The organism is Shinella sedimenti, assembly GCF_022601905.1.
Classification (GTDB): domain Bacteria; phylum Pseudomonadota; class Alphaproteobacteria; order Rhizobiales; family Rhizobiaceae; genus Shinella; species Shinella sedimenti.
Genome location: NZ_JAKVIN010000013.1, coordinates 43,464 through 63,632, shown reverse-complemented (window position 1 = coordinate 63,632; position 20,169 = coordinate 43,464). Strand labels below are relative to the sequence as shown.

Below are 20,169 nucleotides of genomic sequence, written 5' to 3'. Positions count from 1 at the left end.
TTCCACTGCTCCGTGGTACTGGCGCGTTCAATGGTGTGTCGCAGCGAGCGAAGATTGTCCAAAAATTGAGTATCGATTCAGCTCCTACATAGGTGATTGTGCCGATTTCTTCGCCATAAAGTCGCACACTCAGGACGGATACTCTAGGCATCGTCGTCGTCCTCATCTAACGAATAGGCTGGACGGTTGGCGTTCCGTTGTTCGCTTGTCGGCTCGAAATGGGCGATCTGGTTGCGGAGCGCCTTCATGCTGTTGGCTGCTTCGAAGATGCCCTTCCACTGCTCCGTGGTACTGGCGCGTTCAATGGTGTGTCGCAGCGAGCGAAGATTGTCCAAAAATTGAGTATCGATATGGAAGCGATAAAGTGATTCTGCGGCTTTGCGTAGGTCATCCAGTTCCGGCAGAGTTGGTGCATCAATCTGAAGGGCGCGGATCGCCTCGTACAGTTTCCGCATTTCCCTGCCGATTGCAGGTGGTTGGATCACAGTACGGTCCGTCGTTTGGCGAGTGATCGATTTGACTGCTGGCACCGCCTTGCGCGGTACTAAAGCGATCTCCAAATCCAGTGCGCTGGCAATCGCGACGAGGCTCGAAAGACGGAGATCGACGCTATTTGATTCGATTCTCGAAATCTGCGCTTGCGGGACCCCAGCCAACCGGCTCAACTCACGTTGGCTCAGCTGTTTGGCTTCTCTGGATTCTCGCAGTCGGTCGGCGATCTCTTGGTTTTCATATTTCATCGATATCTATTTCTGCATCATCTTTATTTTTTGATGTCTTTTAAGATATCATAAAATCACCATTCCTCAAGCCGATGTCTTATGCTGCATCGTAATCAAATTATGATGTATTATAATGTATCGGGCCTAAAATTAGAAATCCAAGGCTCACATATCAGAGCTGCAAGGCAAAGCATTTGCCGCGTTGACGCGGATTATTGACATTTCCGCGCGACAGGCTCTCAGCGGAAACCCGCTTAGTTCTGCGTGGAAATCAACACTGGTGCTTTATTTGATGGCGTTGGGCATAGATTGGCTGCGTCGCTATCTTTGATGGTAATAGCCGCCTTGGCCTGATGGCATTTGCCTGGTTCGTCTTTTTAGCCAGATTCGGAAGTAGCCGCATGTTTGAGTGACGGTAACACTGACGTGTTGCGGCCGCGTCATTGATCGCGTTGCCAAGTCCGTTCCGGTGTGCTTTGCGCCTGGCCAGTCATTGTCGCTGAATGCGCCCGCGGATAAGGATTGGCCACGCTGAGATTTCCGATATTTCCGGTATCAACAACGGGGCGCCCGGCGAACATCCACATGTGAGGACGGCGGCATTATCCATTTTTTGTAGCAGGTTCCTCTTCAGGAACTTACCGACCATTCTTCGTCGGTGGTGCGGTCGACACCCGTACGAGAGCATAGTCCACCTCGTAATGGTTTGGCACCTTGACCTTGAGAACCTCTCCGACGAGCTCCGGGTCAAGGGCCGAGGTCGGTTTGTCGAAGAGCAGCACGCGCGGTTTCATAGCGAGCGCGCGGGCGATGGCGGCGCGCTGCTGTTGCCTGCCGGATAGTTGCACGGGATAGTCTCTCGACCGGCCGCCAAGACCGACGCGAGTCAGCATGGCTTCCGCCTCGTCACTCACGCACCTCGCGGCAGTTGCGTCGTTGCACATGCACGAGCGCCTCCATCAGGTTTTCGAGCACCGTCGTGTGGCTGCAGAGGCAGAAACTCTGGAAGATCGTCGCCAACTGCTTGCGCGGGCGATCCACCTGCCTTCGGTCTGCGATGACTCTACCCTTTTCAGTCACGCTCTCATTGACGCAATCGCTCTAGTGTGTGGCTTCTTGGTGCCTTCCTCCACTCCGTTGAGATCGACTTATTTCTGATCGCGCTGAAATAATGCGAGTGCAGAACCCAGACATATGAAAGCGCAGCCAGCGGCGAGGCCCGCGGTCAATGAGCCGTAGGCGTCAATAATGCGGCCAATGACCAGCGGGCCGAGTGTCTGGCCGGTGCCGAACGCCACGGTGAAGGTGCCGATGGCGGAGGTTGTGTTGGAGATTTCCACATTGCGCCGGATAAAATCCGTCGTTGCCGCAACGACCACGAAGAAGACCGCGCCAAACACCACGGCCGAGGCGATCGCTGCCGGAAACGAGGTGGAAATGAGGGGAATTATTGCTCCTGCGGCGCTAATGCCGACGAGGATGGTGAAGGCATGCGCATGGCGCAAGCGCGCGATCAACGGCGACCACAGCCAGGGGGCGGTCATGGAAGAGATGCCGATGCTCACCCAGAACGCGCTGATATGCCATGCCGGCTGGCTGCTTGAAGTTAGGAAAGCGACAATGAAGGTCATGTAGGCGATGGAGCCCGCTCCGAAAGCAATGTAACCTCCGAGGATCCATTTGTGTCCGAACGGCCCGTAAACCGATCCTTCGACGGAGCGTTCCGCACGGGTCCAATCCGGCGGTGTGGCCATATAGCCGGCGACGGCAAAAAGCGCGCCGAGAACGCCAAGCAACAGCCAGACATCCCGCCAGCTCGAGGGGCCAAAATGTTCCAGCCATTTCGGAACGACAAGACCGGTGAAGGCAACGCCGAAGCCGGCCCCTGCATAGAAGATGCCTATCAGAACGCCACTCTTGCCGGGATGCTCGGCTGCGGCCTCGGCCGCTATTACGCCGCCTGCTACGAAGATCCATGCGCCTGAAACGCCCGAAAGCAGGCGAAACAGGCTCAGTGCCTCGAAGCCTTGGACGACGCCGAGCGCAAGTACGGTGAGGACGGTAAATATCGCACCGAGACTGTATGTTCTAGCTGTGCCGAGACGCCGAGCCACGAGAGCCGCCGTCATGGCGCCAAGGATATAGCCGACGGCGTTGATGGTGTTGAGCCAGCCCGCCTGCGCATAGGATATGCCAAGGTCCGCCTTCATCGGTGGAAGCAGAAGGCCATAGGCAAAGCGCGCTATTCCGAGCCCGAGCGCAGGACCGAGGGCGAGAAGGCTGATCTTGGCGAAGGGGTTCATCAGCGGCGGCCATCCGCCAGCCTGAAGGCTGCCGGCGAGCGGCGAAGCGCCATCATCGCCCATGCACCGATGAAAGGACCGGGCGCGAGCATAACGAAGCACCATTGCCAGCTGCCGAGCCACGCGGCGATATGCGGCATCAGCCAGATGACGAAGACGGTTAGCGCGAAGCCGAGCCCCATCTGCAGCGACAGTGCCGTGCCGACGAAGTCGCGGTCAGCCAGCTCAGTCACGGCGGCGGAAAAGAGCGGGGAATCTCCAACGATCGCAATGCCCCAAACGATTGCAATCAGGACGATCAACCAGGTTGGCCCCGAAAAGGCAAAGCCGATGAGCAGCGCGCAGAGGCCGGATACGATCATCAGGCCCGCGGTCGTGGCGGTGCGCCCGAACCGGTCAGACAGGAGGCCGCCGGCCACGCAGCCGAAGAGGCCGGCGGCAATGGCGACGAAGGTGATGAGCGAAGCCACATTCGGCGAGAGTATGCCGTCGGAGGCGGTCCGCACGAAGATGAGAAGCCACGCCCACATCGCATAGAGTTCCCACATGTGTCCGAAATAGCCAACATTGACGAGGAACAGATTGCGGTCGCGTAAAACCTTGCCGATTTGCCGCGGATTGAAGACCGCCTTGCCGAACGGATAGGGTCCTTCGCGCGCAAACAGCAGGAAGCTCACGCCGGCGATCAGCGATGCGGTGCTCGACAGCCCGATAACGAGCCGCCAGTCGATATGCTCGGCGATGGTACGGAAAAGATGCGGCATTGACGAGCCGAGCGTCAGCGCGCCGACCACGGCGCCAAGCGCAAGCCCCCGATTGCGCACGAACCATGTGGAAACGAGCTTCATCGCCGGGGGGTATACGGCTGCAAGCGCCATGCCGGTCGCAAAGCGGCAGGCGATGGCACCCATCGGCCCTGGCTCTAGAAGCAAGAGTACATTCGTCGCCGCAGCCAGAAAGGAGGCGGCCGCCATCAGGCGGTTGAGGCGCACGATATCGGGGAGGTTGACGAGGCTCGCCAGCAGCGCGCCCGTCACGAAACCGATCTGCACGCCGTTCGTCAGCCAGGCCACGGTGCTGTCCGAGAGCTGCCAGGCGGCCTTGAGCTCCGGCGTGACGGCCGTGGCTGAAAACCATGTCGTCATGGACAGGACGACCGAAATGCACAGGAGGACGAGAACCGGCCAGGGATTGGCATCCGCTGGCCGGTCGACGGCAGATGGGTCGCCGTTCTCGGTGCTTGGCACGGATCAGGCCTTTGCCAGCGGAACCGTGTAGACGGTCGCGGTGCCGCTGAGGCAGATTTCGCCAGCTTCGTTGCGCACGCTGGTGAGAATCTTACAGATGGGCTTGTCGTCGCGAACCTCGGTGATCTCGACGCGCGCCGTGATCAATTCATCCACGCCGACGGCTTTCACGAATTTCCATTCGACGCCAAGGAAGACGGTGCCCGGACCGGGCAGGTCTTCGGCGACCACCGCGTTTAGCATGCCGGACGTAACGCCGCCCTGCACGATGAGCTTTCCGAAGACGGAGGCTTCGGCAAGCGCACGGTCGTAATGCAGGGGGTTGCGGTCCCCGGTCATTTCGGAGAAGGACTCGATGTCCTTCATCGTCGTGCGCCGCGACCGCTCTGCCGCATCGCCGACCTTTGGCTTGCCCTTGATGATACCGGCCCAGCCGTTCTGTTTCACGTCACTCATGTCATGCCCTTTCCGAGTATTGCTTCTGGCGGAAGACGGGCAGGATGCGCCCGCCGATCCGCGTGGGGAACATTTCGACTGCGTTGCCAATGGCGAGATCTTCTTGGTTCTCACGCAGGATGAAGCTAAGCATCGTCGGCCCCTCCTCGAGTTCGACGAGGCCGACTGCATAGGGCGCGATCGGCATCCAGCCGGGATGGCCCGGCTTGTGGACGATCGAGAAGGATTTGAGGTGGCCTCGCCCGGAGGCGTCCTTCCAGACCAGCCGTTCGCTCCAGCAATGCGGGCAGATCGGCCGTGGATAGAAGATGGCGGCGTCGCATTCCTCGCAGCGCTGGATGGAAAGTCGACCTTCCTCTGCAGCCGCCCAGAACGGCGCCGTCAATGCGGTGATGGTTGGGCCGGGGGTTTTCAGGAGATCAAGGTCCATCAGTCGGCTCCAAGAACGAGTGCCGTCGCTTCGCTCACGGTGGCACCATTGCCCGTCACGAGGGCGAGTTGCGGATTGGCGATCTGTCGGCCGTTGGCGGAGCCGCGCAGCTGGCGCACGGCCTCCACGATATGCGTCATGCCGCCGGCAAGGTCCGGCTGGCCGAAGCCGATCTGCCCGCCATGGGTGTTGAGCGGCGTGTCGCCCGAGAAGGAGAGATCGCGCCCCCTCAGCCAGTGACCGAATTCGCCCTGACCGCAGAGCCCGGCGTCCTCGATAGTCAGCGCGACCATGATTGTGTAGCAGTCATAGAGAGACAGCAGGTTCATGTCGCGCGCGGACGTACCGGATTGCGAAAATGCGCTTGCCATCGCCTGCCTCAGCGGACCGGTCGTCAGGTCTGGCGCTTGGGCGGCCGCGCGGTGGGTGATCTTCTCGCCCGCGCCCAGCAGATGGACCATCGGCTGGCCACGTTCGCGCGCCCGCTTTGCCGAGGTGACGATGACCGCCTCTGCGCCCGCGACGGGCATGACGATCTCGAACAGATGCAGCGGGGAGGCGACGATTGGCGAGGCCAGGACATCCGCCACGCTCGCCGGCTTGCCATGGAAGATGGCGTTCGGATTGGACTGCGCATTGTTACGGGCCCAGTGTGCGATGGTCGCGAAATCCTCGGCTGTCGTGCCGAAGCGAGCCATATGCGCCTGCATGAAAAGAGCATAGGAAATGTTAGCGCCGGACGCCCCGAAGGGCACGTCGAATTCGCGGATCGGATTGCGGTTCGGCGACCGCGGCGGATTGTCGTCGCGCGCATTGCCGAGAACGCAGAGCACCGTCTCGCACATGCCGGCCTGAATGGCGGCGGCTGCGCGCCAGACCATGCCGGCGCCGGATGCGCCGCCTAGATCGACGACATTGCCCATAGTCGGCTTCAGGCCGAGATATTCGGCGATCGTCGCCGGCACATGCTGCGGCGTCTCGCCGACCTGCGGACCGACCAGCAGGCCGTCGATCTCGTATGGCTCGATGCCGGCATCGGCAACGGCCGCCGACGATACCCTGGCGAGCATCTCCAGCGTGGTGACGCCTTCGGTCAAGCGCTGCGGCTTGAGTTCGCCGATCCCGACGATCGCGCCCTTGGAACGTGCCGTCGTCATGCCGCGGCACTCCGGTCGAGCCCGCGATACTCATCAAGGCATTCGGGGTTGGCAAGCGAGCCCATGTTCTTGACCACGCCGCCTTCCAGTACGGTGCGGGCGGCACCCTCGACCCGCTTTCCGTTGAGGGTATACGGAATGGCGCTCACGGCATGGATGCGGTGGGGAACGTGGCGTGGCGAGGCCATGTCGCGGATCTTGCGGCGGACTTCCTTCGCAAAGCTTTCGGAAAGGCCCGCCTCGTCTTTCAGCTTCACGCAGAGCACAATTTCCTCGTCGCCGGGCACGGGCGCACCGAAGACGAGGCAATCCTCGATTTCCGGGAAGAGTTCGCAGGCGGCGTAGATTTCCGCCGTGCCGATGCGAACGCCGCCGGGCTTCAGCGTCGTGTCGGACCGGCCGTAGATGACTGCCGAGCCGTAGGGTGTCATCTCGGCGACGTCACCGTGCGTCCAGATTTCCCGGCGATGCGAGAAATAGGTGTCATGATACCGCTGCATTCCTCCCTCGCCCCAGAAGGTGAGCGGCATGGAGGGGAAGGCTTCCGTGCAGACGAGATCGCCCTGCCGACCGACGATCGGTGCGTTGCGGTCATCCATGACGGCGACGGCGAGGCCGAGGCCCTTGACGGTGAGGTGGCCCCGGCGCACCGGATGGATCGGCGAGCCGAGCATGAAGCAGCCGATGATCTCCGTGCCACCGGAGATCGAGGCGAACACCATGTCCTGCTTGATATGCGTGTAGACCCAGTCGAACTGGTGCGGCGAGACCGGCGCGCCGGCCGACAACAGCGATTTGAGCGCTGAAAGATCGTGGCGCTGCGCGGGGGAGTAGCCTTCATCGGCCAGCGTCGCCAGATACTTCGGGCTCGTGCCAAAATGCGTGACGCCCGCCTGTTCCGCCGCTTTCCAGAGCGGGGTGACATCCAGGCCCGCCGGCGTCTTTAGGATCGGCGCACCGTCATAAAGCAGGATCGCGGCATCGCAGGCGAGGGCCGAGATCAGCCAGTGATACATCATCCAGGCGGTGTTGGTGTACCAGCTGACGACGTCACCGGGGCGCACGTCGCCGTGCAGCACATGCTCCTTCAGATGCTGCATCAGGACGCCGCCCGTGGAATGCACGATGGCCTTGGGCGCGCCCGTCGTGCCTGACGTATAGAGCACATAGACCGGATGGCGGAATGGCACGCGCTCGTAGGCCAGCGGCGCATCCGAGCCGAATGTCGCATAGTCGTGGCGGGCAAAGCGCTCGCCGGTCGATTCCGGCAGGCTGCCATTCGTGACGATCACGTGGTCCACGCTCTCCATGCCCTTCGCGATGTCGACGATGCGCTGGGCGATATCGTGATCCTTGCCGCCGTAGCGATAGGACGCCGCCGCAAAGAGAACCTTCGGCTTGATCTGGCCGAGGCGATCGAGAATGGCCGTGACGCCGAAATCGGGCGAGCAGGACGACCATGTCGCGCCGAGGGCAGCGGTTGCCAGGAGGGCGACGAGCGCTTCGGTGCGGTTCGGCAGGATGCCGGCCACGCAATCGTCTCGGCTCACGCCCGCACGGCGCAGGCCGTCCGCCGTGCGGGCGACCATGGTGCGCAATTCACCACGCGTGACGGTTCGCCGAGCGCCCGTTTCGTCAGCTTCGTGAATGGCGATGGCGTCGTCGTCGCCCCGCAGCAGGTTTTCGGCCAGATTGACCCGGGCATCGGGGAAGAAGGCGGCACCCGTCATCGCGTTCTCCGCGCTTTCGACGAAGGCTCGCTCCCCCGCCTCGCCGATCACGCCGGTGAAATCCCAAACCGCCCGCCAGAACGCGCCCTTGTCCGCGATCGACCAGCGGTGAAGCGTGTCATAGTCGCGGGCGTCCAAACCGTTTTCGCGCGCAAATCTCGCAAGATTGCATGTTTCGAAACAAGCCTCATTGGGCTGCCAGACGATATCGGATTGCATTTTTCCTCCTCCAGGATCAGCAGCTTTTTTGTTGCGCAAGTACCGACCGATCGGTACAATGCGAGTTGAGAGTTGCGCTGTCAATGCGAAATCGTGTCATGTATCGACGCTGGCATGCGCATCGCATCCGGTGCCTGCATACACCCGGGGGACCCAATGGACGAGATTTTGAGCACGCCGCGACCGGACGAGCTTTCCGAAAGCAAGCGGATGATCATGGAAGTTGCCGCAAAGCTTTTTGCAGACAAAGGCTATGGAAGCGTGGGCATCAGCGAGGTCGGCGATGCCGCTGGCTTCGGCAAGGGCGCGCTATACTACCACATCAAGTCGAAGGAAGAGCTGCTCTTCGACATCATGACCGTCTACATGGTGGAGCTGATCAACGCGGCGCGCACCATCGAGATCAGCGGCGCAAGCGTGCCCGAGCGTATCCGTGCGCTCAGCCACAGCTTCATGGAGATCATGTTCGCCAGCCGACCGGAGATGACTGTCTGTTTCCGCGAAGTCCACGCGCTCAACGATGTCAAGCGCAAGGGCGTACTGGGACTACATGCCGATTACCAGGATATCTGGATGCGCGTATTTCAGGATGGTGCTCGACAGGGCGTGCTGCGCGCCCTGTCGAAGATCGAGGTCAAGGCGATCCTGGGCATGTATTTCTACAGCTTCCTGTGGATCAAGGGCGACGGTGCGATGGCGATCGATGCCATTGCCGAAGATTTCACCGGTATTACGCTGCGGGCAGCGGGCAAGGGATAATCATGGAACGGGATATCGTCATCACCGCCGCACGGCGCACTCCCATCGGCAAGCTGAACGGTGGGCTCGCCTCGCAATCGGCCGCCGCACTCGGCGCGGCTGTCATGGCGGCGCTGCTTGAGGATGCGGGGCTTGAGGGTGGCGATATCGACGAAATCATCATGGGGCAGGTCCTGACCGGCGGTGCGGGACAGAACCCCGCACGACAGGCCGCACTCGCCGCCGGTATCCCCGTGAACGTGCCGGCGATGACCGTCAACAAGGTCTGCGGCGCGGGCCAGAAATCCATTCATCTTGCTGCCCAGGCCATCCGATGCGGGGATGCGCAGATCGTGGTTGCAGGCGGTCAGGACAGCATGAGCCAGGCGCCGCATCTGCTCTACGGGATGCGCGACGGCGTGCGCATGGGCGATACGGTCGTCAAGGATTCCATGATCATCGACGGACTCTGGGATGCCTTTCACGATGTCCATATGGGCGTGACGGCCGAGCACCTGGCCAATCGCTATCAGGTGCGCCGTGACGAGCAGGATCGATTCGCGCTTGCATCGCAGGACAAGGCGTCGTCTGCGGTCGAAGCCGGAAGGTTCGCGGCGGAAATCGTGCCCGTCACCTATTCCACGCGTCGCGGCGATGTCACGGTATCCGCCGACGAGCATCCCAATCCTGGCACGGATCTGGAGAAGCTCGGCCGTCTGCGGCCGGTTTTCGACCCGGCTGGCACGGTAACGGCGGGCAATTCCTCCGGCCTCAACGACGGGGCGTCTGCGGTGCTCGTCATGTCGGGAAAACGGGCTGCGACGCTCGGGCTGGAACCGCTTGCGCGCATCGCATCCTACGCCTCTGCGGGCGTCGAACCGATGGATATGGGGCTCGGTCCGGTCGCTGCATCGCGCGCGGCGCTTGCGAAGGCGGGCTGGAGCGTGGACGATCTCGACCTCATGGAGGTCAACGAGGCCTTCGCCGCGCAGGCCATCGCGGTCAATCGAGAAATGGGCTGGGACCCGGACCGCATCAATGTCAACGGCGGCGCCATCGCGCTCGGGCATCCGCTCGCGGGCTCAGGCTGCCGCATCGTGGTGACGCTGCTGCACGAAATGAAAAAGCGCAACGCCCGGCGCGGCCTGGCGTCCCTGTGCATCGGCGGCGGCCTCGGCGTCGCGATCTGCCTGGAGCGATGATCGCTCGACATCTTGACGGTTCGCCGCCGGCTGCTTCATGCGAGCGGCGGGGTCGCCGAGCGCGCTGCAAGCTTTCGCCGACGCGCCAGCACGGTTGACGCACCGGATTTGCAGATTCTTTCGCGGTTTCGCCTTGACACATGGCAAGGCTGGCAGCACGGTGTACCGAACGGTCGGTACTTGAGTCGTCCGTTATGTGATCGTCCCGACATGCAACAGCCACGACAACCGGGGGAGGAGACGCCTGTGTCTACAGGCGTGGCCCTGATCGCGGCGTCTTGCGGGGCAAACTCTGTGGGAGGAGGAGCTATGACTTACAGTGCAGCAGCGGCCGCGCCGGCCAAGGGACTGTCCAAGGAGCATCGCAAGGTTGCGGCCGCGAGCTTCATCGGCACGGCCATCGAATGGTACGACTACTATCTCTACGGGACATGCGCGGCGCTCGTGTTTCCCTATGTGTTTTTTCCATCCTATGACCCCTATGTCGGCACGCTGGTGGCTTTCGCCACCTACGCGGTGGGTTTCGTGGCACGTCCGATCGGTGGCGTCGTTGCCGGGCATTACGGCGACAGGGTCGGCCGCAAGGCCATGCTGATGCTGAGCCTGCTGATCATGGGCGTCAGTACGGTGCTCATCGGCCTGATCCCGAGCTATGACCAGATCGGCATCTGGGCGGCGGTCATCCTGTGCTTCCTGCGCATTGCGCAGGGCTTTGCAGTCGGCGGGGAATGGGGGGCTGCGGTGGTCATGGCCGTCGAACATGCGCCGCCCGGAAAGCGGGGTCTTTACGGCAGCTTCCCGCAACTCGGCGTTCCCGCGGGTCTTTTGATGTCCACGGTTGCGGTTGCCATCGCCTCCGGCTCGATGGACAACGAGGCCTTCCTCTCCTGGGGGTGGCGCGTGCCCTTCCTGTTGAGTGCCGCGCTTATTCTGGTCGGTGTCTATATCCGCTCGAGCGTCAGCGAATCGCCGGCCTTTCAGGCGGTGAAGCAGAACAACCAGCAGGCCGAGCGCCCGGTGGTCGACGTCTTGCGCGGCCAGTGGCGCATCCTGTTGCTGACGATCGGCATGAAGTTCCTGCAGAATGCGGTCTTCTATCTCTACAGCGTGTTCATGCTATCCTACATCGTGAATTCGCTCGGCTTCGATCGCCAGGTTGGTCTCAACGCCGTCGTCATTTCGTCCATCGTCGGTTTCGTCACTCTGCCGCTCTGGTCGTGGCTGACAGACAAGATCGGCCGCAAGCCGGTCTATCTGTTCGGTTGCATCGCTTCCACGCTGTTCATCGTGCCGTTCTTCTCGATGGCGCAGAGTGGATCGATCTTCCTGCTGACGGTGGCAATCGTCATCGGCCTCAACGTGCTGCATGACTCTCTCTACGGCCCGCAGGCGGTCTACTTCTCGGAGTTGTACGGCACGAAGGTCCGTCTCAGCGGCGCATCGATCGGCTATCAGGTCGGTGCCGTCCTGTCCGGCGGCCTTGCTCCGCTCATCGCGACGGCGCTACTTGCCGCCTATGGCGGCGAGCCCACCGGCGTGATCATCTATGTCTTCATTCTGGGGATCGTCAGTACTGGCTGCACCTTCCTTGCCCGGGAAACCTACAAGGACAAATGGGAAGGGGAGGGGTCGCAGGACTGACCGGCCATCATCTCCATGCGAAGGGCCGCGGCGACGCGGCCCTTTGTCTTTCTGGCGACCTGGCCGGGCGGGTTGCAACTTGACGAATGATGCAAAGCGCATGATTGTAAAATTCTAGACGTAATCAGAAATGTGCCCGCATGGAAACCTTGAAGCCCCGTATGCGTGGACGCCCGCGCTATGACGATCTCGACCACAGCGCGACCGACGCCTTTCAGTCCATCGCTCTCAATACCTTGGACCGCAGCGAGACCGCGCCGCTCTGGGTGCAGTTGAAGAACCGCATCCAGGACGCGATCGCCTCCGAAACGCTGCGGCCCAATTCCCGCATGCCGTCCGAGACCGCGCTGTGCGAGATCTTCGACGTGTCGAAGCCTGTCGTGCGGGCCGCACTCGGGGCGCTCGCCGCCGAGGGCCATGTCATCAAGATGCCGCGAAAGGGTATGTTCGTCGCCCAGCCGCGCCAGGACGTCGACTTCATGACGTCCAACCTCAGCGTCTTCGGCGACCTCACGGCCAAGGGGCACGTGGTTACGACCAAGACATTCGAATTCTATCGCGACAAGGCGAACGAGAACGAGCAGAAGGTTTTCGGCATCCCGCCGGAGGGCGATGTGGTGCGCATCGTGCGTGTCTATTATTGCGACGGGCGCCCAATCACCCACACCCACATCTCCCTGCCGGCGCATAAGGTGCCGGGGATGGAGAAACTCGATATCGACAACCGTTCGATCTTCCAGACCATCCGTGAAAGATATGGACTGACCGTTCAGCGTGCGGAGCGATGGTTCACAGCAGAAATGCCGGACGCCATTTCCTGCCAGCGCATGGGCGTGCCAGCGGATGCGCCTCTTATCGCCATAGAATCAATTGCTTATGACTACGATGGCGGTGTACTGGAGTATTACCGGGCCTTCTACAATTCGGCCGTGGCACGCATTCATCTCCGGATTGAGTCCTGAACCGTAGACCGTTCGGTACAAAAATTCTCATTTCTGGTGATAACCAGATTGACATGCACGATGGCGCGACCTATCCTGCTTTCAACGGCGTGAGGAGCGCCTGGGAGAAAATTCACATCGCTGATCAGTGTCATGACGCGGGAACGGTGCGTTCCTGCGAGCGCACGATCCATGACTGTGGACATGCGGGAGGACGCAATGGATTACCGGAACCAGCTCGATTTCTCGGGCCAAGTGGTTGCCATCACGGGCGGAGCCAGCGGCATCGGTCTTGAAACCGCGAAGGCTTTCGCCTCTTGCGGCGCGAGCATTGCGCTGCTGGATCTCGGTGAGGACGCGCTTTCGGCAGCTGCCGAGGCGCTTGCGGTCTTTGGCGTCCATACTTCCACCCATGTGGTGAATGTTACGGATCCCGCTGCCGTCGATGCCGCAGCCGACGCGGTGGTTGCCGCGCATGGCAAGGTCACCGTTCTCATCAACAGCGCCGGCATCGCTCGGCTTCATTCTGCACTCGACGTGAGCGACGAAGAGTGGCGCCTCGTCATGGATGTTAATGTGAACGGCACCTTCTGGGCGTCGCGAGCATTCGGTCGGCACATGGTTGCGCAGCGCCAGGGCAGCATCGTCAATCTCGGCTCAATGTCAGGCCACATCATCAATCGACCGCAGTTTGCGTCGTCGTACATGGCAAGCAAGGGTGCCGTGCACATGCTTACGAAGGCGCTGGCGGTCGAGTGGGTCGACAGCGGCGTGCGCGTCAACGCAGTCGCACCGGGTTATGTTGGTACGGATATGACCCTCAAGATGCGCGAGCGGCCCGAGCTTTTCGACGTCTGGATGGACATGACGCCGATGAAGCGTTGCGGCGAACCGTCCGAAATCGCGTCGACGATCCTTTTTCTCGCCTCTCCCGCTGCCAGCTACGTGACCGGATCCATCCTGTCGGTGGACGGCGGCTACACCGCATTGTGAGCATATCCATGAACCAGATGACCTATAGCGCAGCAGAGTTGGAAAAGCGGCAGTCAATCATCGAGGCGTGCCTCGAGATGAACCGGCTCGGAATCAATCAGGGTACCTCCGGCAATATCAGCGTCCGCCACGAGGACTACATCCTGATCACGCCGACCAGCACGCCCTATGAGAAGCTTACGGCTGAAACGATCGTGAGGCTGGAGATGGATGGCACCGCGAATGGGCCGCTTCAGGCCTCCAGCGAATGGCGGTTCCATCGGGACATCATGGCTGCACGGCCCGACGTCAATGCGGTCGTGCACGCCCATCCACCCTATTCCACGACTGTCGCGATCATGGGGCTTGATATCCCAGCCATCCACTACATGATCGCCGTTGCCGGCGGCGACGACATTCGCTGCGCGCCCTATGCGACCTTCGGCAGCCAGGAGCTTTCCGAACATGCCGTCGAGGCGCTCAAGGGGCGTAAGGCCTGCCTTCTTGCCCATCACGGAATCATCGCCGTCGGAGCCACGCTTCCAAAGGCGCTCTGGCTGTCCGTCGAGGTGGAAACGCTTGCGCGCCAGTTTCACGGCGCCCTGCAGCTCGGGACGCCGCCTTTGCTGTCCAAGGAGGAGATCGCACACGTGCTGGAGAAGATGGGAAGCTACGGACACAAGGACTGATTTCGGCGCTGCAGCGCCTCACATATTGCCCGCAAGGCAAAAGGCCGGTCACCGGCGAACTCGGACAACACTCGGGAGGAGAAACGTCCATGTCACTGAGAAAGAACAAGAGCCGCCGCAACTTTTTCAAGGCGACAGCCGCCATGCTGACGGTCGCGGTCGGTGCCGTTGCCTGGTGTAATGCATCCCAGGCGCAGGATTCCGGTTCGGAAAAGCTCTCGCTTGCCGGCAAGCGCATCGGCATCTCGGCGGTCGGTACCGACCACCACTGGGACCTCATGGCCTATCAGGGCATTATCGATGAAGTGAAGGCACTGGGCGGCGAACCGATCGCGCTCGATGCCAAGCGCAACGACCAGACGCATGTTTCGCAGCTCCAGACGCTCATCGCGCAGAAGCCTGATGCCATCATCGAAATGCTCGGCAACCTGGATGTTCTCAATCCGTGGCTGAAGCGCATCCGCGATGCGGATATCCCGCTCTTCACTGTCGATACCGCGACGCCGCATTCGCTCAACAACAGCACGTCGAACAACTATTCGCTCGCTTCCGAAGTGGCGTTGCAGATGGTTGCCGACATGGGCGGCAAGGGCAACGTGCTCGTCTTCAACGGCTTCTATGGCGTACCGGTCTGCAAGATCCGCTATGACCAACTGAAATATGTTCTCCAAAGCTATCCGGACGTGAAGATCATCGAGCCGGAACTGCGCGACGTCATCCCGAACACGGTGCAGAGCGCCTATTCCAACGTGACGGACATGCTGACAAAGTATCCGAACGAGGGTGACATCTCCGCGGTCTGGGCCTGCTGGGACATTCCGCAGATCGGCGCCACGCAGGCAATCGAGGCGGCCGGCCGCAAAGGTATCAAGACCTACGCGATCGACGGCAGCCCGGAAGTTGTCGAAATGGTCGCAAACCCGGAATCGGCGGCCGGTGCCGTCGGCGCGCAGCAGCCCTACGAGATCGGTCGTTCGGCCGCGCGCAACGCGGCCCGCTACCTGGCCGGCGAGCATGTGCCGCCCTTCACCTTCGTTCCGGCGGTTCTGATCACCAAGGACAACGCCAAGGACACGGCTGGTCCTTTCCTCCCCAAGAAGGAAGGTGCGGCGAACTAAGCCGCGCTCTCGCCGTGCCGCCCATTGCGGCGGCACGGTAATCTTGTTGAAATTCGCGGGAGGACACCATGGCGTCTGAGCAAAACCTCGCCGTCGACATGCGCGGCATATCCAAGAGTTTCGGGGTGGTGAAAGCGCTCGTCGAGGCCGACCTGACGGTCGCGCGCGGCTCGATCCACGGACTGGTCGGCCAGAACGGCGCGGGCAAATCGACCATCATCAAAGTGCTGGCCGGCATCCTCAAGCCGGATGCGGGTACCATCCGCATCAATGGCGAGACCGTGTCGAAGCTGACGCCGGCAAGCGTCGAGCGCCTCGGTGTCCACTTCATCCATCAGGACCGGCTTCTGGTGCCGACCGCGACGATTGCCGAGGCGATCTTCCTGCATCACGAACCGAAGATCGGTCCCTTCATCCATCGCCGTGAAATGGCGCGGCGCGCATCCGCGCTGCTCAAGCAGTATTTCGATCTCAATCTGCCGCCGGGTATGCTCGTGCAGGACCTGACCACAGCCCAGCAGAAGATCGTCCAGATCACCCGTGCCCTTGCCCAGAAGGCCTCGGTGCTCGTGCTCGACGAGCCGACCGCCGCGCTTGTGAAGAAGGAAGTCGACAGCCTCTTTCGCGTGCTGCGCCGTCTCAAGGAGGATGGCATCGCCGTCATCTTCATCTCGCACTACATGAAGGAGATCGAGGATCTCTGCGATACCGTGACGGTAATGCGCAACGGGACTGACGTCGGCGTCGTCGATCCGCGCACCACCGCCATCGACGATATCGTCGCCATGATGATCAATCGTGACGTCGGCGAGATGTTTCCCAAGCGCGGCAATACGGTCGGCTCACCGGTTATCGAGGTGTCCGGTCTTGGCATGGCACCGCATTTCCGCGATGTCTCCTTCGACGTGAAGGCGGGCGAGGTCGTCGGCCTGACGGGCCTTCTCGGCTCGGGCGTCAAGGAGCTTATCCAGTGCCTGTTCGGCCTCGACCACCCCGACCGGGGTTCCGTCACCATCGATGGCAAGGCGGCGCGCTTCCCGTCGCCGGTCGCGGCGGTGTCGTGCGAGGTGGCGCTCGTGCCGGAAGACCGGCGCGCGCACGGCGTCGCGGTCGGACTTTCTGTGCGTGAAAACATCTCGCTCGCTAGCCTGTCGCGCTACAGCAAGGCCGGCTTCGTTTCGCAAGCCTCCGAAAACGCCTCCGTCGACGGTTTGATCAAGGAGCTTTCGATCAAAACACCGCATCGCGATGCGCTGGTCAGAACACTGTCGGGCGGCAACCAGCAGAAGGTGGCGCTTGCCAAATGGCTAAGCTGCCAGTCCAGGGTCTATATTCTCGACGAGCCGACCGTGGCCGTCGATGTCGGTGCCAAGGTCGAGATCTACACGCTTTTGAATCGGCTTGCCGCCGAAGGCGCCGCCATCCTTTTCATGTCGTCGGACCTGATGGAGCTTGCGGGCTTCTGCGACCGGGTTCTCGTGATCTATCGCGGCGAGCTGACCAACGAGTACGGCCCCGGCGCACTCGACAGCGACGTGCTGCTCTCGGCAGCGTCGGGAGCAAGGGCCCCGGCACGGAGGACCTCGGTATGACCGCGACCCCAGCAAACGGAGAATTGGTGATGAGCGCAGCGGAAAGCCCTGCCTTGGCTGGAACGACGCGGCGCAAGGCACTCGGCACGATGCTCGTGCGGATGGGTGCAATCGGGACCTTCGCCGTCATCCTGGCCTATTTCGCACTGATGGCGCCGGGCTTCCTGAATTTCTACAACATCCTCAACGTCATCGAGCAGTCCGCCGTGCTCGGCGTCCTAGCCTTCGGGATGTCCGTCGTCGTCATCGGCGGCGGAAGCGATGTCCAGACCGGCGGCATCGACCTGTCGCTCGCCGCCAATACGGGCCTCTGCGCCGCCGTCTTCGCCGTCTCGACCTCGGCGGGCTTCCCCTTGTCGGTCACGCTCGCCATGACCGTCGGCACGGGCATCCTCGTCGGTCTGCTGAACGCCGTGGCGGTCGTGTCGCTGAACATCCTGCCGCTCCTGGCAACACTTGCCGTCATGAACATCGTCGCCGGCGCGGAACTGATCCTGACGCAGAACACCGTCGTCTCGATGGCATCCGACTTCACCATGAACATCGCCGTCGGCTCCTTTATGGGCGTGTCGATGCTGGCCTGGTGCCTGATCGCCTTCACGATCTTCATGGTGGCGCTCCTGCATTTCACGGGCACGGGTCTGCGGCTCTATGCCGTCGGCGGGCATCCCGAGGCGGCGCGTGCGGCGGGTATCAATGTCGGCGCCTATGTCGGCGGCACCTACCTGTTTGCCGGCCTCTGCGCGGGGCTGGGCAGCATCCTGCTCGTTTCGCGCCTCAGTGCCAGCACGCCTGGCACAGGGGAGCTGCTGCTCTCGATCATAGCGGCGGCCCTGCTGGGGACGGTGTTCTCCCGCCGCTTCGTGCCCACCGCGGGCGGTACCATTCTTAGCACGCTGTTCATCGGCTTCCTCGCCAACGGTTTCCAGCTCCTCAACGTCTCCAGCTACTGGGTGACCGGGGTCCAGGGCACGCTGATCCTGCTGGTCGTCGCCGCCACGTCCTTTGCCAAATCCTCGGAGCGTTGATCATGAGCACACAAGTACCGTCGAACGCCGGCCCTTTCTTCTCCGCCGATAATGTTTCCCGCTACACCGTCGTCCTCGCCTTCCTTGGTCTGCTGGTGGCGTTCTCGCTGGCGAGCCCCACCTTCTTCACGGGCGCCAATCTCTACAACGTTCTGCTGAACAATGTCGTGATGCTGGCCATCGTGGCGCTTGGCATGACGATCGTCATCACGGCCGGCGGGATTGACCTGTCCGTCGGCGTGTCTGTGGATATGGCGAGCATGGTCTTCATAATGCTGCTGGCCGCCGGCTATGGCGCGGTCATCGGTGTCGCCGTCGGATTGTGCGCGGCGGCAGCTGTCGGCCTTCTCAACGCCATCCTCATCACGCGGCTGAAGATCAGCCCGTTCCTGGCGACGCTCGGCGTGCTGTTCATCGGGCAGAGCGTGCAGCAGATCGCGACCGGCGGCGGACAGCCGATCTATCTCGTGACTGGCGATTTCGCCTCGGTGTTCAACGCCATCGTCCGCACGCAGGTGCTCGGCCTTCCCATGCCGCTCATCGTTCTCGTCGCCTGCCTCGGTGCCGTATACGCCGCGCTGCATCGCTCCGTCTTCGGCCGCTATGTGCGGGCGTTCGGCGCGCAGCCGGGTGTAGCCTGGTATTCGGGTATCCGCGTGCCGTTCAACATGTCGCTGGTCTATGTGGGCTGCGCCATCCTGTGCGGTGTCGCCGGCATCCTGTTGTCCTCGACGGTGCGCTCCTATGTGCCGCTTTCCGGCAACGCCTTCCTGCTCGATGCGATCGGCGCGACCTTCATCGGCACGACGATTAGCTCCGAACGACGCCCGTCGGTGATCGGCACGCTGCTCGGCGTGGCGCTGCTGGCCATCGTTAAGAACGGCCTGCTTCTGGTCGGTTGGAACTTCTACTGGCAGCAGGTCGGCGTCGGCGTGCTCGTCTTCCTTATCCTCGCTCTCAGCTTCGGTCTGCGTGGCCGCGGCCACTGATCCCTAGGAGAATTCGTCCATGGCACGTTTTGATGTGAGTTCGATCGGTTTTTATGTCCTGGATATCCTGGGGCGGCCGGTGACGCGGATCCCGGAGGGAGGGCGCGCCGACTATATCGAGGAAATCCGTATGACCGTGGCCGGCACGGCCGGCGCGACCGCCGTCGACTGCGCCATCCTCGGCCTTTCTACCCAGGCCGTCACCACGGTCGGCGACGACGAGATGGGCGACTTCCTGAATGCTAAGATGGTGAAGTTCGGCGTCGATTGCGGTCTCGTCAAGCGCAGCGGCGCCACGCAGACCTCGGCTACCATTTTGCCGGTGCGGCCCAACGGCGAACGCCCGGCGCTGCATGTGCCGGGAACGGCGGCCATCTTCACCGTCACCGACGAGGACCTCGACGCCGCGCTCGACGCCCGCGTCGTGCATGTCGGCGGCACCGGTCTTCTCAAGGCCTTCGACGGCGCGCCGACGGTGCGTCTTCTCGAGAGGGCCAAGGCACTCGGGCGCATCACCACCTTCGATCTCATCCAGGCCAATCCCGAGACCTTTGCGCTCGTCGAGCCGTGCCTGCCCTATATTGACCACTTCGTTCCGAGCATCGAGGAGGCCGGCGAGATGGCCGGCACGCATGAGCCCCGCGAGGTGGCGCGGTTCTACAAGGCGCGCGGCGTGAAGAATGCCATCCTGACCATGGGCGCGGACGGTGTCTATGTATCGCCGGAGGACGGCGAGGATTTCGTCCTTCCGGCCTACGACATCCCTGTGTCCGACACGACCGGCTGCGGCGACAGCTTCACCGCCGGCATCATCGTCGGCATCATCAAGGGCTGGGATTTGCGCGAGGCCGCGCGGTTCGCCTCCGCCGTCGCGGCGAAGGTCGCCATGGGTCTCGGCTCGGACGGCAAGCTCGTTTCGTTCGACGATACGCTCGCGGCCATGAACAGCCTTCCCCTCCGCTGCAAGAACGCGGCGTGACCCTAATCATCCAGGA

18 protein-coding genes and 1 pseudogene are annotated in these 20,169 nt (G+C 62.1%); 11 read left to right on the top strand and 8 right to left on the bottom strand.

Annotated elements, in window-relative coordinates; translation table 11 throughout:
* Positions 1 to 143: 143 nt before the first annotated feature.
* The 8 genes and pseudogenes from MKI86_RS22790 to MKI86_RS22755 all read right to left on the bottom strand — a co-directional run bounded on the left by MKI86_RS22790 (position 144) and on the right by MKI86_RS22755 (position 8,264).
* Positions 144 to 740 (bottom strand): helix-turn-helix domain-containing protein, encoded by a 597-nt coding sequence (locus MKI86_RS22790; RefSeq protein WP_241605637.1) that lies wholly within the window; start codon positions 738 to 740, stop codon positions 144 to 146.
* A gap of 698 nt (positions 741 to 1,438) precedes the next feature.
* Positions 1,439 to 1,784: pseudogene (locus MKI86_RS22785) on the bottom strand (ATP-binding cassette domain-containing protein); the annotation flags it as partial.
* 86 nt (positions 1,785 to 1,870) lie between these two features.
* Positions 1,871 to 3,025 (bottom strand): YbfB/YjiJ family MFS transporter, encoded by a 1,155-nt coding sequence (locus MKI86_RS22780; protein WP_241605635.1) that lies wholly within the window; start codon positions 3,023 to 3,025, stop codon positions 1,871 to 1,873.
* Positions 3,025 to 4,272 (bottom strand): MFS transporter, encoded by a 1,248-nt coding sequence (locus MKI86_RS22775; protein WP_256465759.1) that lies wholly within the window; start codon positions 4,270 to 4,272, stop codon positions 3,025 to 3,027. Before MKI86_RS22775 ends, MKI86_RS22780 begins: the two co-directional genes overlap by 1 nt.
* Positions 4,273 to 4,275: 3 nt before the next feature.
* Positions 4,276 to 4,728, bottom strand: coding sequence for a MaoC family dehydratase (locus MKI86_RS22770; RefSeq protein WP_241605633.1), 453 nt, complete (start codon positions 4,726 to 4,728; stop codon positions 4,276 to 4,278).
* A gap of 1 nt (position 4,729) precedes the next feature.
* Entirely contained in the window at positions 4,730 to 5,158 is a 429-nt protein-coding gene (locus MKI86_RS22765) for a Zn-ribbon domain-containing OB-fold protein (protein WP_241605631.1), read from the bottom strand.
* Complete coding sequence (locus MKI86_RS22760; protein ID WP_241605630.1) at positions 5,158 to 6,315, bottom strand: thiolase family protein; 1,158 nt, start codon at positions 6,313 to 6,315, stop codon at positions 5,158 to 5,160. Before MKI86_RS22760 ends, MKI86_RS22765 begins: the two co-directional genes overlap by 1 nt.
* Entirely contained in the window at positions 6,312 to 8,264 is a 1,953-nt protein-coding gene (locus tag MKI86_RS22755; protein WP_241605628.1) for an acetoacetate--CoA ligase, read from the bottom strand. Before MKI86_RS22755 ends, MKI86_RS22760 begins: the two co-directional genes overlap by 4 nt.
* 156 nt (positions 8,265 to 8,420) lie before the next feature.
* Here MKI86_RS22755 and MKI86_RS22750 point away from each other — a divergent pair, with 156 nt between their 5' ends.
* The 11 genes from MKI86_RS22750 (at position 8,421) to MKI86_RS22700 (ending at position 20,153) form a co-directional block, all read left to right on the top strand.
* Entirely contained in the window at positions 8,421 to 9,023 is a 603-nt protein-coding gene (locus MKI86_RS22750) for a TetR/AcrR family transcriptional regulator (protein ID WP_241605626.1), read from the top strand.
* Between the two features lie 2 nt (positions 9,024 to 9,025).
* Positions 9,026 to 10,204: an acetyl-CoA C-acetyltransferase gene (locus MKI86_RS22745; RefSeq protein WP_241605624.1), complete on the top strand. Its 1,179-nt coding sequence runs from the start codon at positions 9,026 to 9,028 to the stop codon at positions 10,202 to 10,204.
* A gap of 309 nt (positions 10,205 to 10,513) precedes the next feature.
* A complete protein-coding gene (locus MKI86_RS22740; protein WP_241605622.1) occupies positions 10,514 to 11,845 on the top strand; it encodes an MFS transporter in 1,332 nt (443 codons plus the stop codon).
* Positions 11,846 to 12,006: 161 nt separating this feature from the next.
* Entirely contained in the window at positions 12,007 to 12,807 is an 801-nt protein-coding gene (locus tag MKI86_RS22735; protein WP_241605620.1) for a GntR family transcriptional regulator, read from the top strand.
* Positions 12,808 to 13,005: 198 nt separating this feature from the next.
* Positions 13,006 to 13,779: an SDR family NAD(P)-dependent oxidoreductase gene (locus MKI86_RS22730; RefSeq protein ID WP_241605618.1), complete on the top strand. Its 774-nt coding sequence runs from the start codon at positions 13,006 to 13,008 to the stop codon at positions 13,777 to 13,779.
* 8 nt (positions 13,780 to 13,787) lie between these two features.
* A complete protein-coding gene (locus MKI86_RS22725; RefSeq protein WP_241605616.1) occupies positions 13,788 to 14,447 on the top strand; it encodes an L-fuculose-phosphate aldolase in 660 nt (219 codons plus the stop codon).
* Between the two features lie 89 nt (positions 14,448 to 14,536).
* Entirely contained in the window at positions 14,537 to 15,565 is a 1,029-nt protein-coding gene (locus MKI86_RS22720; RefSeq protein WP_241605615.1) for a sugar ABC transporter substrate-binding protein, read from the top strand.
* 68 nt (positions 15,566 to 15,633) lie between these two features.
* Complete coding sequence (locus MKI86_RS22715; RefSeq protein ID WP_241605614.1) at positions 15,634 to 17,157, top strand: sugar ABC transporter ATP-binding protein; 1,524 nt, start codon at positions 15,634 to 15,636, stop codon at positions 17,155 to 17,157.
* Positions 17,158 to 17,186: 29 nt separating this feature from the next.
* The gene (locus MKI86_RS22710; protein WP_241605613.1) at positions 17,187 to 18,185 is read left to right on the top strand and encodes an ABC transporter permease; all 999 of its coding nucleotides are present in this window, start codon (positions 17,187 to 17,189) and stop codon (positions 18,183 to 18,185) included.
* 2 nt (positions 18,186 to 18,187) lie between these two features.
* Entirely contained in the window at positions 18,188 to 19,174 is a 987-nt protein-coding gene (locus MKI86_RS22705) for an ABC transporter permease (protein WP_241605612.1), read from the top strand.
* A 19-nt stretch (positions 19,175 to 19,193) separates the two neighbouring features.
* Complete coding sequence (locus MKI86_RS22700) at positions 19,194 to 20,153, top strand: carbohydrate kinase family protein (protein WP_241605610.1); 960 nt, start codon at positions 19,194 to 19,196, stop codon at positions 20,151 to 20,153.
* Positions 20,154 to 20,169 lie beyond the last annotated feature (16 nt).